At 73.4% G+C, this 13,686-nt stretch carries 17 protein-coding genes; 7 read left to right on the forward strand and 10 right to left on the reverse strand.

All coding sequences use genetic code 11. From position 1 onward, the window contains the following. Together BM339_RS22030 and BM339_RS22035 are read left to right on the forward strand one after the other, a co-directional pair. Positions 1-349, forward strand: a 349-nt coding sequence (locus BM339_RS22030) for an alpha-glucosidase C-terminal domain-containing protein (protein WP_177287752.1), incomplete at its 5' end; no start/stop codon positions are given. Further along, the gene (locus BM339_RS22035) at positions 346-1,809 is read left to right on the forward strand and encodes a maltokinase N-terminal cap-like domain-containing protein (protein WP_083597828.1); all 1,464 of its coding nucleotides are present in this window, start codon (positions 346-348) and stop codon (positions 1,807-1,809) included. The genes BM339_RS22030 and BM339_RS22035, both read left to right, overlap by 4 nt. Positions 1,810-1,821: 12 nt before the next feature. Here the strand turns inward: BM339_RS22035 and BM339_RS22040 are convergent, their stop codons facing one another. Next, on the reverse strand, positions 1,822-2,580 hold the full coding sequence (locus BM339_RS22040; protein ID WP_075022254.1) for a GntR family transcriptional regulator: 759 nt from the start codon (positions 2,578-2,580) through the stop codon (positions 1,822-1,824). 224 nt (positions 2,581-2,804) lie between these two features. Between BM339_RS22040 and BM339_RS22045 the strand changes: the two genes are divergently transcribed. The 3 genes from BM339_RS22045 to BM339_RS22055 all read left to right on the forward strand — a co-directional run bounded on the left by BM339_RS22045 (position 2,805) and on the right by BM339_RS22055 (position 5,999). Beyond that, positions 2,805-3,020: a hypothetical protein gene (locus BM339_RS22045; protein ID WP_075022077.1), complete on the forward strand. Its 216-nt coding sequence runs from the start codon at positions 2,805-2,807 to the stop codon at positions 3,018-3,020. Between the two features lie 378 nt (positions 3,021-3,398). Further along, positions 3,399-5,627, forward strand: coding sequence for a 1,4-alpha-glucan branching protein GlgB (glgB, locus tag BM339_RS22050; protein WP_075022078.1), 2,229 nt, complete (start codon positions 3,399-3,401; stop codon positions 5,625-5,627). A 9-nt stretch (positions 5,628-5,636) separates the two neighbouring features. Further along, positions 5,637-5,999: an ACT domain-containing protein gene (locus BM339_RS22055; RefSeq protein WP_021598651.1), complete on the forward strand. Its 363-nt coding sequence runs from the start codon at positions 5,637-5,639 to the stop codon at positions 5,997-5,999. 7 nt (positions 6,000-6,006) lie between these two features. Here BM339_RS22055 and BM339_RS22060 read toward each other — a convergent pair whose 3' ends face one another. Beyond that, positions 6,007-6,864, reverse strand: coding sequence for an NUDIX domain-containing protein (locus BM339_RS22060; protein WP_075022079.1), 858 nt, complete (start codon positions 6,862-6,864; stop codon positions 6,007-6,009). Between the two features lie 96 nt (positions 6,865-6,960). Here BM339_RS22060 and sppA point away from each other — a divergent pair, with 96 nt between their 5' ends. Together sppA and BM339_RS22070 are read left to right on the forward strand one after the other, a co-directional pair. Next, entirely contained in the window at positions 6,961-8,664 is a 1,704-nt protein-coding gene (gene sppA / locus BM339_RS22065) for a signal peptide peptidase SppA (protein WP_075022080.1), read from the forward strand. After that, positions 8,661-9,143 (forward strand): flavin reductase family protein, encoded by a 483-nt coding sequence (locus BM339_RS22070; RefSeq protein ID WP_256255429.1) that lies wholly within the window; start codon positions 8,661-8,663, stop codon positions 9,141-9,143. The genes sppA and BM339_RS22070 overlap by 4 nt, the downstream gene beginning before the upstream one ends. Positions 9,144-9,146: 3 nt before the next feature. Here the strand turns inward: BM339_RS22070 and hutI are convergent, their stop codons facing one another. From hutI to BM339_RS49980, 8 genes are all read right to left on the reverse strand, one after another. Beyond that, positions 9,147-10,322 (reverse strand): imidazolonepropionase, encoded by a 1,176-nt coding sequence (hutI, locus tag BM339_RS22075; protein WP_075022081.1) that lies wholly within the window; start codon positions 10,320-10,322, stop codon positions 9,147-9,149. A 34-nt stretch (positions 10,323-10,356) separates the two neighbouring features. Then, a complete protein-coding gene (locus tag BM339_RS22080) occupies positions 10,357-10,683 on the reverse strand; it encodes a hypothetical protein (protein ID WP_024935893.1) in 327 nt (108 codons plus the stop codon). Positions 10,684-10,877: 194 nt separating this feature from the next. After that, positions 10,878-11,183 carry a hypothetical protein gene (locus BM339_RS22085; RefSeq protein ID WP_021600005.1) on the reverse strand — a complete coding sequence of 102 codons (306 nt, stop codon included), beginning with the start codon at positions 11,181-11,183 and terminating at the stop codon, positions 10,878-10,880. Between the two features lie 29 nt (positions 11,184-11,212). Beyond that, positions 11,213-11,557, reverse strand: a complete 345-nt coding sequence (locus BM339_RS22090) for a hypothetical protein (RefSeq protein WP_021600004.1) — start codon at positions 11,555-11,557, stop codon at positions 11,213-11,215. Positions 11,558-11,565: 8 nt separating this feature from the next. Further along, positions 11,566-12,141, reverse strand: a complete 576-nt coding sequence (locus BM339_RS22095) for a hypothetical protein (RefSeq protein WP_024935891.1) — start codon at positions 12,139-12,141, stop codon at positions 11,566-11,568. Between the two features lie 79 nt (positions 12,142-12,220). Further along, positions 12,221-12,529, reverse strand: a complete 309-nt coding sequence (locus BM339_RS22100) for a twin-arginine translocation signal domain-containing protein (protein WP_021600002.1) — start codon at positions 12,527-12,529, stop codon at positions 12,221-12,223. Further along, positions 12,526-13,086: a hypothetical protein gene (locus BM339_RS22105; RefSeq protein WP_021600001.1), complete on the reverse strand. Its 561-nt coding sequence runs from the start codon at positions 13,084-13,086 to the stop codon at positions 12,526-12,528. The genes BM339_RS22100 and BM339_RS22105 overlap by 4 nt, the downstream gene beginning before the upstream one ends. A 16-nt stretch (positions 13,087-13,102) precedes the next feature. Continuing rightward, positions 13,103-13,639 (reverse strand): MauE/DoxX family redox-associated membrane protein, encoded by a 537-nt coding sequence (locus BM339_RS49980; protein ID WP_021600000.1) that lies wholly within the window; start codon positions 13,637-13,639, stop codon positions 13,103-13,105. Positions 13,640-13,686 lie beyond the last annotated feature (47 nt).

A 13,686-nucleotide genomic window follows, 5' to 3' on the forward strand; every position in this document is an offset into this window, starting at 1 on the left:
CGAGATCCGCCAACGCCACCCCGTCTTCGGCGTCGGCTCCTACGTCGAACTGTCCGCCTCCAACCCCTCCGTCCTGGCCTTCACCCGCGAGATCAACGGCGCGGACGCCAACCAGTGGGGCGGCATGGACACGGTCCTGTGCGTGAACAACCTGTCCAGGTTCCCGCAGCCCGTCGAACTGGACCTGCGGCGCTTCCGGGGGTCGGCCCCGATCGAGTGCATGGGCGGCGTCCAGTTCCCGGCCATCGGTGAGCTGCCCTATCTGCTGACGCTTCCCGGGCACGGCTTCTACTGGTTCCTGCTCGCGCCTCCGCCCGAGGAGACCGAACCGGGAGAAGGTGTGACGTGACCGTGCAGCCGTCCTACCCGCCGTCCGACACCTCGCTCGCCCGGCTCCTCGCCGGCTGGCTGCCCCGGCAGCGGTGGTTCGGCGGCAAGGACGGCCCCATCGACGACCTGGCCATCGCCACCGCCACCGAACTCCTCCCCGGCGACCCCGCCCTGCACCACCTCGTCATCGACGTCCGCCAGAACACCGGCACCGACCACTACCAGGTCCTCCTCGGCGTCCGCCGCGACCTGCCCGAGGCGCTGGAGCCGCACGCGATCGGCCGGCTGGACGGGCGCGAGCACGGGATCACCGGGCACGTCTACGACGGCGCGCACGATCCGCGGCTGACCCGCCCGCTCCTGGCGCACATGGCGGACGAGCGGACGATCGGGCCGCTGCACTTCCACCGCGCGCCCGGGACCGGCATCCGGACGGACCTGGACGCCGCGCCGGCCTCCGCCGAGCAGAGCAACACCTCGCTGATCTTCGGCGACGCCTACATCTGCAAGCTGTTCCGCCGCCTGTCCCCCGGCGTCAACCCCGATCTGGAGATCAACCTCGCGCTGTCCCGGGAGGGCTGCGAGCACGTCCCGGCCGTGCACGGCTGGATCGAGCTGGAACCGGGCGCGCACGCGGTCTCCGGCCCGGCCGGGGACGAGCCCGTCACGCTCGCGCTGCTGTCGGAGTTCCTGCGCACCGCGACGGACGGCTGGCACCTCGCGCTGACCAGCGTCCGGGACTGGCTCGCCCAGCCGTGGCCGCCCACGGCGGACGGCGGCCCGACCGCGGCCGACGCGGGCGAGGCCGGCGGCGACTTCGCCGCGGAGGCCGAGCGGCTCGGCGCCGCCACCGCCGCGGTGCACCGCGCGCTCGCGGACGCGTTCGGCGTGACGCAGGCGCCGCCCGGGCTGCTGCGGGAGATCGTGTTCGCGATGAACGAGCAGCTCGACCAGGTCAGTGCCGCCGTGCCGCAGTTGCGCCCGTACGCGCACGCGATCCGCGCGGTGTTCGACGAGGTCGCCGCCGACGCGGGGCCGCTGACGGTCCAGCGCGTCCACGGCGACTACCACCTCGGCCAGGTCCTGCGGACCGAGTCCGGCTGGACGCTGCTGGACTTCGAGGGCGAGCCGGCCCGCACGCCCGACGAGCGCCGGGCCCCCGCGCACCCGCTGCGCGACGTCGCCGGCATGCTCCGCTCGTTCGAGTACGCGGCGCGCTTCCTGCTGGTGCGCGACGCCGACCTCCCGTCCCACACCGCCGACGTCCTCGAACGGCGCGCCCAGGCGTGGGCGGAGCGGAACCGGGCGGCGTTCTGCGCCGGCTACGCGGCGGCGGGCGGGCCCGACCCGGCGGCGCACGCCGCGCTCGTCCGGGCGTTCGAGTTCGACAAGGCGGTCTACGAGATCCGCTACGAGGCCGCGAACCGGCCGGCCTGGCTGCCCGTCCCGCTGCGGTCCCTGGCCCGGCTGGCCGGCTGACCCGCCGCGGCGTCACAGGTCGATGGAGTAGTCGAGGACGACCCGGTCGGCGGGCAGCACGATGTCGCGGCAGACCTCCATGACGTCGGCGCGCGACAGCATCCTGCGGGTGATGGCGAGGACCGGCACCCCGCCGGTCATCCGGAGCGTCTCGGCCTCCTCGGGCGTCGGCATCCGGGAGCGGACCGACTCCTCGACGCGGGTCGGCGGGTGGCCGAGATAGGCCAGCTGCGCGAGGGTCCCGCCGGGCCACGGCTCGCGCGCCGGGTCGGAGACGGGCGTGTCGCCGACGAGGTCCCACGGCAGGTAGTTGACGGAGATCTGCTGCGGCTCGCCGCGCGCATAGAAGACGAACCGGCGGCGCAGCAGCTCGATCCCGGTCGGCCGCTCGAACAGCGCGCCCAGCTCGTCGTCCGCCCGCACGCGGGTGAACTCCCTGTCGAGCCGGTACTCCGCCCAGCCGATGTTCTGGTCGCGGGTGAACGTCGTCTCGGGGACCGCCATCGGGCGGGTCACCGCGCGGTACCGGTCCATCGCCACCCGGCGCGCCGGCGGGACGACCCGGACGAGCGTGCCGCCCCCGCGGCGGGTCTCCACGAGACCCTCGCCGCGCAGCAGCGCGATGGCCTGCCGCACGACGATCTCCGAGACGCCGTGGGCGTCGCACAGCTCGGCGATGGTCGGCAACCGCGTCCCGGGCGGAAGGCTGCCGCCCCGGATCCCCTCCCGAAGCGTGTCGGCGATGCGCAGGTAGGCGGGACGATCCGGCACCGGCGTCACCTCCCTTCTTCCGCCGTGCCCCACCCTCGTCCGGCTCGGCGCCGCGTTCGAACCCGGCTCGACTCGGCGTTCGATCCTGGCTCCGCCCTCCGGTCATCCATACCTTTCACGCGCTATCCGCGGGGGCACGGTCCGCTTACGGACAGCTTGACACCTCTTAGACCGAGTAAGACTTTTGTATACAGAAGAGCGGCCTCGGGGAAGGGACGACCTTGATGGGCGACTTCGAGGATCTGAAGGCGGCCATCGAGGGGGACTTTCCGGGCTGGCAGGTGTGGCGCAGCGACGCGGGCCGGTGGTATGCGACGCGCAGCGGCGACCTCACCGACGCCCAGCTACAGGCGGGATGTGCGATGACGGTGGCCGCCGACGACCCGGAGGGGCTTCGCCGGCTCCTGCTCGACCAGACGCGCGGGGAGCACGGCGAGTGACGAGAGGACCACATGGGGAACGGCGCGGCCCGGTCCGCGAGCGGGGGCGGACCGGGCCGGGACGTTCCGGTACGGCAGGTACCTGTGTCGCTCAGGTGACACAGGAGTGGAGCCCAGGGCGGTGGGGTCGATGTCACCCCTGGGGCGAGAAGACGTGACCGCACGGACGGCGCATTCGGCGCGACCCCACGACGAAGAGTCGCGCCGCCCGTGCGGTCGCAACCCCTTCCTCCGGACCCTCCCGCCGCCTCCCGATCGACGATCTTCGCTCGCGGTCCCGTTCAAGCTCGCGGAAACAGGTGGGCGCGCCATGTGAGACCGCCGCTTCTCGGGGCACCCCATTGGGTAAAGGACTCAGTGACGGGAGGCCATGAGCTCATGGCACGGGTGACGCGCGCGGAGATCGACCGGCTCGTCGGCGGCGACCACCACGATCCGCACGGCGTCCTCGGGGCGCATCCCGGCCGGGACGGCGCGCAGGTCCGGGCGCTGCGGCCGATGGCGGAGAAGGTCGAGGTCGTCCTGCCGAACGGCGACCGGCATCCGCTGCGCCACTTCCACCAGGGCCTGTTCACCGGGACGCTGCCGGCCGGCTCGTCCCTCGCCGGCGACGACGACCGCGCGGCGCCGCTCGCCGTCCCGGACTACCGCCTCGCCGTTACCTACGGGGACGGCGTCGAGACGGTCCAGGACGACCCGTACCGGCATCTGCCGACGCTCGGCGAGCTCGACCTGCACCTGATCGGCGAGGGGCGCCACGAGGAGCTGTGGCGGGCGCTCGGCGCCCGCGTCCGCTCCTACGCTTCCGCGTTCGGCACGGTGCACGGGACGGCCTTCGCGGTGTGGGCGCCGACGGCGCGCGGCGTCCGGGTCGTCGGCGACTTCAACCACTGGGACGGCCGCGCCCACCCGATGCGCTCGCTCGGCTCCACCGGCGTCTGGGAGGTGTTCGTCCCCGGCATCGGCGACGGCATGTGCTACAAGTACGAGATCCTCGGCGCGGACGGGGTGTGGCGCACCAAGGCCGACCCGATGGCGCAGGCGACCGAGCGCCCGCCGGCGACCGCGTCGCGCGTCTTCACCTCGTCCCACGAGTGGGCCGACGGCGAGTGGATGGACGCCCGCAAGGACCACGACTGGCTGCACGAGCCGATGAGCGTGTACGAGGTGCATCTCGGGTCGTGGCGTCCCGGGCTCGGCTACCGGCAACTGGCCGAGGAACTGACCGAGTACGTGCGCGACATGGGTTTCACGCACGTGGAGCTGCTGCCGGTCGCCGAACACCCCTACGGCCCGTCCTGGGGCTACCAGGTGACGTCCTACTACGCGCCCACGGCACGGTTCGGGAACCCGGACGACTTCCGGCATCTCGTCGACCGCCTCCACCAGGCGGGTATCGGCGTCATCATCGACTGGGTGCCGGCCCACTTCCCCAAGGACGAGTGGGCCCTGGCCCGTTTCGACGGCACCGCGCTGTACGAGCACGACGATCCGGCGCGCGGGGAGCATCCCGACTGGGGCACGCTCGTCTTCAACTTCGGCCGCGCGGAGGTCCGCAACTTCCTGGTGGCGAACGCGTCGTTCTGGCTGGAGGAGTTCCACATCGACGGGCTGCGCGTGGACGCCGTCGCCTCGATGCTGTACCTGGACTACTCGCGCAAGGAGGGCGAGTGGTCGCCCAACATCTACGGCGGGCGCGAGAACCTGGAGGCCATCTCCTTCCTCCAGGAGATGAACGCGACCGTCTACAAGCGCAGCCCCGGGATCATGACGATCGCGGAGGAGTCGACGGCGTGGCCCGGGGTGTCCCGCCCGACCCATCTCGGCGGGCTCGGGTTCGGGTTCAAGTGGAACATGGGCTGGATGCACGACACGCTCGAATACCTGCGCCACGAGCCGGTGTTCCGGCACTACCACCACAACGAGATCACCTTCTCGCTGGTGTACGCGTTCTCGGAGAACTACGTCCTGCCCCTGTCGCACGACGAGGTCGTCCACGGCAAGGGGTCGCTGCTCAGCAAGATGCCCGGCGACGCCTGGCAGCAGTTCGCCGGGCTGCGGGCCCTGCTCGCCTACATGTGGTCGCATCCCGGCAAGCAGCTGCTGTTCATGGGGCAGGAGTTCGGGCAGGGCGCCGAATGGGCCGAGGAGCGCCCGCTCGACTGGTGGCTGCTGGAGAACGCCGCCGAGGGCGCCCACCACCTCGGGCTGCAGCGGCTCGTCCGCGAGCTGAACCACGCCTACCAGGCCGAACCCGCGCTGTGGACGCGCGACAGCGACCACGACGGGTTCCGCTGGATCGACGGCAACGACGCGGGCGGCAACACGCTCTCCTACCTGCGCTACGGGACGTCCCAGGGCGGCGACCCGCCGGTCATGGCGTGCGTCGTCAACTTCTCGGGCGCCCCGCACGAGGACTACCGGCTGGGGCTCCCCCGCGAGGGCGGCTGGCGCGAGGTCGTCAACACCGACGCCTTCGAGTACGGCGGCAGCGGCGTCGGCAACCTCGGCCGGGTCGAGGCGTCCGGTGAACCGTGGCACGGGCTTCCCGCGTCCACGGTGATGCGCGTCCCGCCGCTCGGAGCGGTGTGGCTCGTCCCTGAATAGGGTGACGGGATGACCGTCGCGCAGCGCCTGAACATCGTCCCCGGCCAGTTCACCGTCGAGCATCTGCCGCACGCGACGCTCCCGGAGGACGACGAGTGGATCGCCATGGTGCGCGCGCCCGAGGGCCTCACCGTCGTCCGGGACGCGTCACCCTTCTCCGAGGCGGAACGGTGGGTCGGCTTCTACGGCGAGACGGAGCACAGCCTGGACACTCCGGGCATGCTCGCCGCCATCGTCGGCCCGCTCGCCGAGGCGGGGGTGTCCGTCTTCGTCGCCTCGACCTACCACGCCGACCTGGTTCTCGTCCCGGAGCACCGGTTGAAGGAGGCCACGGCGGCGCTGCGCGACGCCGGGCACCGCGTCGGGGACTGACCGGGGACTAGAGGCGTCCGAGGAGCCAGCGCGGGCCGGTGACGGCGGCCCCGGCGGCCTCGCAGCGGGCGCGCAGTTCCCGGTCGGCCGTCACCACGAGGTGGTGCGCGCCGGGGCCGGCCCGCTCGACGAGGTCGACGATCTGGTCGTCCCCGCTGCCGGGCGCGGCGACGACCCGCACCCCGCCGGACGGCTCGTCCGCGACGCGCCGCGCCGCGCCCTCGACCACCAGCACGACCTCGGGAAAGCAGCGGTCGAACGGGAACAGCCCGTCCGGCAGCCCCCGCACGCCGCCGTCCAGCTTCTTCAGGTCGTCGCGGAGCCGCGCGTTCGCCCCCACCCTGTCCTTCCACCAGCCGTCGGCGCGGGCTCCGACGACGTTGGCCGCGTCCACGACCAGGACGACGTTCGTCATGGCGCCCTGGAGGCGGGGCCATGAGCGCGCGAACGGCTCGAACAGCTTGCGGTCGGTGACCTCTTCCACGCGCACCCATTCCGCTCTGCGCGTCTCCCTCGACGCGGCCCTCACATCGGCGCGCTTCGTCAGCGACCCCATCACGGACGTGAACGACCAGCCGCCATGGTCTTCGACGCTCGTGCCGTGCACCGTCACCGTTCCGGTGTCGAGCGTGCACTCCTCGGACGTCTCCCGGAGCGCGCCCGTGACGGCGTCCTCGTGGCTGTGCAGGGCGCCGCCGAACATGCCCCACGTCCCGCCGCCGAGCCCCCACCACGCGCGCTGCTGGAGCAGGATCCACACCTGGCCGCCGGCGTCGCGGTGGTAGGCCAGCAGGCCGGCCGCGCCGAACCGTCCCCAGTGCGTGTGCCCCTGCCCGCAGTTCGCCCAGCCGTCCCCGTCACCCATGGGTCCGACGATAGCGCCGGACGCGCGCGACGGACGGGGCACCGCCGTCCCGTCGCGCCCTGGGGCCGCCGCCGGCGAGCGCATAGGCTGGTGCGCATGGTTGATCCCGGCACAGTCGTCAACGCGATCAAACAGGCCCGCGACCGGCGGACCGCCCCGCTGATCCTCGAACTGGACCTCACCGAGGGCATCGTGGAGACCGCGCCGTCCGACCCGATCTCGGCGATCCTGTCGATGCGGCGGACGAGCCTGCGCGACGTCCTGGACGGGCTGCGCCGCGCCCGCTCCGACGACCGGGTGCGCGCCCTCGTCGTGAAGGTCACCGGCACCGTCGGCCTCGCCCTCGCCCAGGAGCTGCGCGAGGCCGTCCAGGCCATGCGGGACGCCGGCAAGCTCACCGTCGCGTGGGCGGAGACGTTCGGCGAGGGCGGCCGCGGCACCGTCCCGTTCTACCTGGCCACCGGGTTCGACAAGATCTACCTGCAGCCCACCGGCGAGGTCGGCCTCACCGGCGTCGCGCTGGAGGAGCCGTTCTTCGCGGGCGCCCTGGAGAAGGCGGGCGTCCGGCCGCGGTTCGCCAAGCGGTACGAGTACAAGACCATGGCGAACACGTTCATGGAGAAGACGTACACGCCGGAACACGAGGAGTCGTCGCAGCGGCTCGTCACCTCGCTCGGCGAGCAGATCACCGCCGGCATCGCCGCCGCCCGCGGCCTGCCGGAGGACAAGGTCCGCGAGCTCACCGACCGCGGCCCCCTCCTCGCCGCCGAGGCCCTGGAGGAGAACCTCGTCGACCGCCTCGGCTACCGCGACGAGGTGTACGGCGACCTGCGCGAGGAGTTCGGCGAGGAGGCGCAGCTGCGCTTCGTGTCCCGCTACAACCGCGCGCACGGCCTCGCGAGCCGCATCCCGCAGCCCGGCAGGCAGGACGTCGTCGCCTACATCAACGGGCAGGGCCCGATCCGGCTCGGCCGCAGCGGGCGCGGCGGGCCGCTGCCGAACTCCGGCCCCGCGATGGGGGCGGACACGATCGGCGCCGCGTTCCGCGCCGCCGTGAAGGACGACCGCGTCAAGGCGATCGTCTTCCGGGTGAACAGCCCCGGCGGCTCCGCGGTCGCGTCCGACGCCATCTGGCGCGAGGTGGTGCTCGCGCGCCGCGCCGGCAAGCCGGTGGTCGTCTCCATGGGCAACGTCGCCGCGTCCGGCGGCTACTACGTCTCGATGGCCGCGGACACGATCGTCGCGCAGCCCGGCACCATCACCGGCTCGATCGGCGTCGTCGTCGGCAAGGCCGTGGTGAACGACCTGCTGGAGCGCGTCGGCATCGGCCTCGGCTCCGTCGCCGACGGCGACCACGCCCGCATGTTCAGCGCCACCAAGGACTTCAGCGACTCCGAGTGGGAGCGCGTCAACGCCTCCCTCGACCGGATCTACGACGACTTCACCGCGAAGGTCGCCGAGGGCCGCGAGCTGTCCCGCGAGCGCGTCCACGAGCTGGCCCGGGGCCGCGTCTGGACGGGCGCGGACGCCAGGGACCGCGGCCTGGTCGACGAGCTGGGCGGGGTCGACACGGCCCTGGAGATCGCCCGCAAGAAGGCGGGCCTGGCCGCCGACGCCCCGGTCCGCGTGTACCCGCACAGCTCGCCGCTGGAGCGGCTGCGCCCGCCGGAGTCCAGCGAGGACCGCGCCGCCGCGTCCGCGCGCTTCGACGCGTGGGGCTCGCTGTCCGGCCTCGCCGCCCGCCTCGGCCTCCCCTCCGCCGGCCCCCTCACCCTGCCGGGCACCTGGGAGATCCGCTGAGCGGCGAGTTCGCGGAGGCCGTCGCGGGCTTCGCCACGGGCGTGGTCGTGCTGACCGTCCGCGACGGCCGCGACGACCTCGGCACGACGATCTCCTCGTTCATGTCGCTCTCCCTGGACCCCCCGATGGTCCTGGCGAGCGTGGCGACGGTCTCCTACCTCACCGAGGTCCTGACCCGCCAGAACCGCTGGGCGGCGACGATCCTGTCCACCTCCCAGCGCGCCCTCGCCGGCCGCTTCGCCAGCGAGGGCCGCCCGAGCGCCCGCATCCTCCTGGCCGCCGAACCCCACCACCGCGGCCCCCGCACGGACGCCCTGATCCCCGAAACGGGCGTCACCGCCCTCGAATGCGAAACCCGCCAGACGCTGGAGGCGGGCGACCACACCCTCTTCGCCGCCGAGGTCCTCTCCACGGACTACACCGCCGGGGATCGGAAGCCCCTGATAAGAGTCAACCGCCGCTACGTCACCACGGAGTGAGCCCTACGCCGGCTCCGGGCGGGCCTCGACGCGGCGGCCTCGCTTCCAGGCGGCGTGGGTCTGGGGGACGCCGGGGCGGTAGGCGAGGTGGATGTGGGACGGGGCGTCGAGCACGTGGACGTCCGCGCGGGCGCCCGGGGCGAGGTGGCCCACGTCGGTGCGGCGGAGGGCGCGGGCGCCGCCGGCGGTGGCGGACCAGACGGCCTCGGCCGGGGTCATGCGCATGTCGCGGACGGCGACGGCGATGCAGAAGGCCATGCTGGAGCTGTAGCAGGAGCCCGGATTGCAGTCGGTGGCGAGGGCGACGGTGGCTCCGGCGTCCAGGAGGCGGCGGGCGTCCGGGTAGGGCTGGCGGGTGGAGAACTCGACGCCGGGCAGGAGGGTCGCGACCGTCCGGGACGAGGCCAGGGCGTCCACGTCGGCGTCGCCGAGGAAGGTGCAGTGGTCGGCCGACGCGGCGTCCAGCTCGACGGCCAGCCGCACGGCCGGGCCCTGGGTGAGCTGGTTCGCGTGGAGGCGGGGCGCCAGGCCCGCCTTGATGCCGGCCTGGAGGACCTCGCGGGCCTGGTCGGCGTCGAAGGCGCCCCGCTCGCAGAAGACGTCCACCCAGCGGGCGTGCGGGGCGCAGGCGGCGAGCATGTCGGTCGCCGCGAGCCGGGTGTAGGACGCGGCGTCGTGGCCGGCGGGGACGACGTGGGCGCCCAGGTAGGTGACCTCGTCGGCCTGCTCGGCGGCGATGCGGACGGCGCGTTCCTCCTGCTCGACCGTGAGGCCGTAGCCGGACTTGCACTCGACGGTCGTGGTGCCCTGGCGGGCCATCTCGCCGATGAGGCGGCGCAGGTTGGCGCGCAGGTCGTCGTCGGACGCGGCGCGGGTGCGCTCGACGGTGGTGCGGATGCCGCCCGCGGCGTACTTCTCGCCGCTCATCCGGGCGGCGAACTCCTCGGCGCGCTCGCCAGCGAAGACGAGATGGGCGTGCGAGTCGACGAAGCCCGGGAGGACGGCGCGCCCTTGCGCGTCGAACGCCTCGTCGGCGGCGGGCGCGTCCCGGGACGGGCCGGTCCAGGCGACCGTGCCGTCCTCGATCACCAGGGCGGCGTCGCGGACGACGGCCAGGCCGTCGCCAACGGCGGGATCGTTGGTGACCAGTTCCCCGATGTTCGTGATGACCGTGCTCACCCGGGCAGGATCTCACGCGGCCCCGGGCAGGTCTTCAAGTGGCAACGCGCAACCAGACGTCCGCGGTTGCCGCGCCGCGGGCCAGCCGCAGCCGCCAGCAGCCGGGCTCGCCGAGCCGGTAGCCGGCGCCCCACTCGTCGCCGGGGCGCTTGAAACTACTGCCGCCGTGCGCTTCCGGCCCCCAGACGACGTCGTGTTCGGCGCCGCCGGGATCGAACGCCGTGAGCCGGAGCGGCCCCGAGCCGGTCACCCGCCACACGATCTTGAGGTCCTGGCCGGCGCGGAGCGGCGGGTACCGCTCCCGCGTCATCATCAGCCCCCACGCCTGGAGGCCGCGGCCCGTGCCGCGCACCTCGGGCATGCCGTCCGCGAAGTCGGCGGCGCCGTACGGGGCGACCGGTGACGCGGGGCGGCATCCGGGCGCCCCGTCCGGACCGGCGGGGCCGGCGGTGCCCGCGGGGGACGCCGGCGGGCGGGCGGACGGTGCGGCGCCGTCGTCCCGCCCTCCGGTGGAGCATCCGGCGACGGCGAGCAGGAGCGCCGTCGCGGCGACGGTCAGCGGCGCCGGGCCGCCTCCTCCAGGATCGGGCTCGTGCCGCGCTTCATGGCCCGCAGATGCACGACGCCGCGCCGCTCGGCGAAGACCTCGACGACCTGGCGGGTGTGGCTGCCCGTCGACGCGTGCTCCATCCGCACGCCCGGCCCGACGCGCAGCGACGTGCACTTGAAGTGGATGGCGTAGACGTTCTGCGGGACGCCGGCGACGACGGAGTCGCACACCATCACCTTCTTCGTGCCGTCCTCCATGTCCTCCACGACCGCGTAACCGTGGTCGGTGGGCAGATAGTAGTCCGAACTCATGTGACCGTCCTTTCCTTGGTGTGTGGTGGTCAGAGCGGGCGGACCGGCGAGTCGCCGTCGCAGTCGATCCCGAACATCACCTGCCTCCAGTCGCCGGCGAACGCGAAGACGCCGCCGGAGGTCGCGACCCCGAGCCGGGACGGGACCCGGGTCGCGTCCACGTGCCGGCGCACCCGCCCCATCGAGTGGACGCCGTCCATGTCCTGCCAGAGCGAGACGTTGAGCAGCGTCCGGGTGCGCCAGCCGACCATGAGGGACGTCCCGAGGAACCCGGTGGCGTCCCGCCGCACGTCCCGCGCCAGCCGCTTGTGCAGGACGAGCAGGACGAGCAGCGCCCACAGGCCGGGGCACTCGAACCGCGTCACGACGATCACGCCGTCCTTCACAGCGCCTGGACGGCCGTCACGGCGGCCAGCGTCACCAGGGCCGTCCCGGACAGGGCGCGCACCGATCTCAGCCACAGCCGTTCCCTTCTCGTGCCCATGTCGATCAGCGCCGGCGTGAAGCGCACGCTGGCCAGCGCGACGCTGAGGTTGGACAGCAGCGCCAGGCCGACCATGACCGGCGCGGCCGCCCACGGGTCCAGCAGGACCACCGCGGCGACCCCGGCCCAGACCAGCGACGCCGCCTTCTGCGTCGTCACGAGCAGGCCCAGGTCGAAGCCCCAGACCACGCCGAGGAACCCGGGCCTCAGCCGGTGCACGAGCACCTGCGGGACCTGCCGCCACGCGTGCGGCGTGCGGCCGGCGAGGTCGGCGATCCCGAACCCGAGCGCCACGGCCGCCAGGGCGAGCGTCCGCGGGGTCTCGGGCAGCGCCGCGTGCAGCCCGCGTCCCGCCACGTACAGCAGCAGTGCCACGAGCAACCCGGACAGCACCCCGCCCGCGGCGAGGCCGGCCAGGAAGCGCGCGCCGTCCGCCGGACGGCGGCGCATCATGGGGCCGGAGACTCCGGCCATCGACCGGCCTCATGGGCTCAGGACGTGCAGGACCGCGCCGATCCCGCCGATGACCACCCAGGTGACCATCCGGATCCCGTCAGTTGTAGCGGCACTCGAACGCGGAGTGCTGCTTGCCGCTGTAGTAGGCCTCGCAGCAGGAGCAGTGCAGGGTGCCGCTCATGGAGCAGCCCCAGAGGTAGTCCATGTTGTTCCTGCACGTGGTCATGGAGACGTTGGGGCACACCGCGAGGTTGCAGCAGTTCTTCTTGCAGATGGCGTAGGCGGGTTCGGACCGGCCGAACACCGCCGACGCGGCGGTCAGGCCGCCCGCGCCGAGGGCGCCGAGGAAGCCGCGCCGGGCGAACCTCCCCGTGGCCTTTCCGACCCGTCCGGTCTTCGTGGTCATGACACTCCCTTCGGTTCGTTGACCTTCGTCCTGAGCGCCTGGACGTCCTGGAAGACGAGGGCGGATTCGAGCCGCCCGCCCCGCATGACGAGCGCGGTCGGGCTCATCCGGACGTTGAACTCGTCCGCCACCCAGCTGCCGCCCTCGTCGACGTAGTGCGTGAGCCTCTCCAGCCCGTACTGCTGGACGAACCGCTCCCCGCGGGCCCGCTCGCCGGTCGAGACGACGACCGCCATGCCGTTCCCGGCGCCGCGGTCCAGCTCGTCCGACAGCTGCTGGGCGACGTCCTTGCAGGTCGAGCAGGCGGTGCTGAGCACGAGGACGGTCTGGGCCGCGTCCAGGCCGGCGGACCCGGCGGCGAGGCCGGTCAGCTCGGCGGGCCACCGGCCGGGTTCCGCGCCGAGCCGCGCGTCGTCCAGCGGCCAGATCTCGGTGTCGCGGGCGGCGGCGGTCTCCCGCTCGGTCGGCAGCCGGGAGCCGAGCTCGCCGAGCATCGCGAAGAGCAGCACGACCGCGGCGACGAGGATCAGCAGCACGGCACCGAAGAAGATCTCCATCAGGGTGTTCCTCCGTCTATCGCGAGGCCGGCAGGGGGCGGGTGAGGTCCTTGACGAGGCCGCGGTGCGCCCACAGGCACAGCAGCAGCGCACCGCAGGCCAGCCCGGTGCTGACCTGGAAGAAGTAGGCGGCGGGCTCCGCGGTCCCGGCCGCCCGGTTCAGCACCGGGACGGTCATGAGCAGGGACCCGGCGAGCACGTTGGGCCAGCCGAGGGGACGGCCGCCGGCGGCGCCGAGGCAGCCGCAGGCGGTGCCGCCGCCGCGCACCAGGCCGAGGACGCCGGCCAGCGCGAAGCTCGCGCCGAGGACGCCCGCGGCCCAGGCACCGGCCGGGCGCGTGGCGGTGCCGGCCAGCGCCAGGGCGGCGAGGATCTCCACCCCGGCGAAGAGGCGGACATGGCCCCGGGTGAAGCCTTTTCCGGATCTCCGGAAAAGCGCGTTCAGCGCGCGGCTCAGCCGCGCCGGGGAAACGGTTTTGGCGACGCCCGCGACGAACAGCACGGAAGCGGCCGCGGAGTTGACGGCGACGAGGACAGAATCGTGAACAGCCATGGCGTGGCCGACCTCGCGGAAATGATTCGATCAGGGCAGGGGGTCGA

Source organism: Actinomadura madurae, from assembly GCF_900115095.1.
GTDB lineage: Bacteria > Actinomycetota > Actinomycetes > Streptosporangiales > Streptosporangiaceae > Spirillospora > Spirillospora madurae.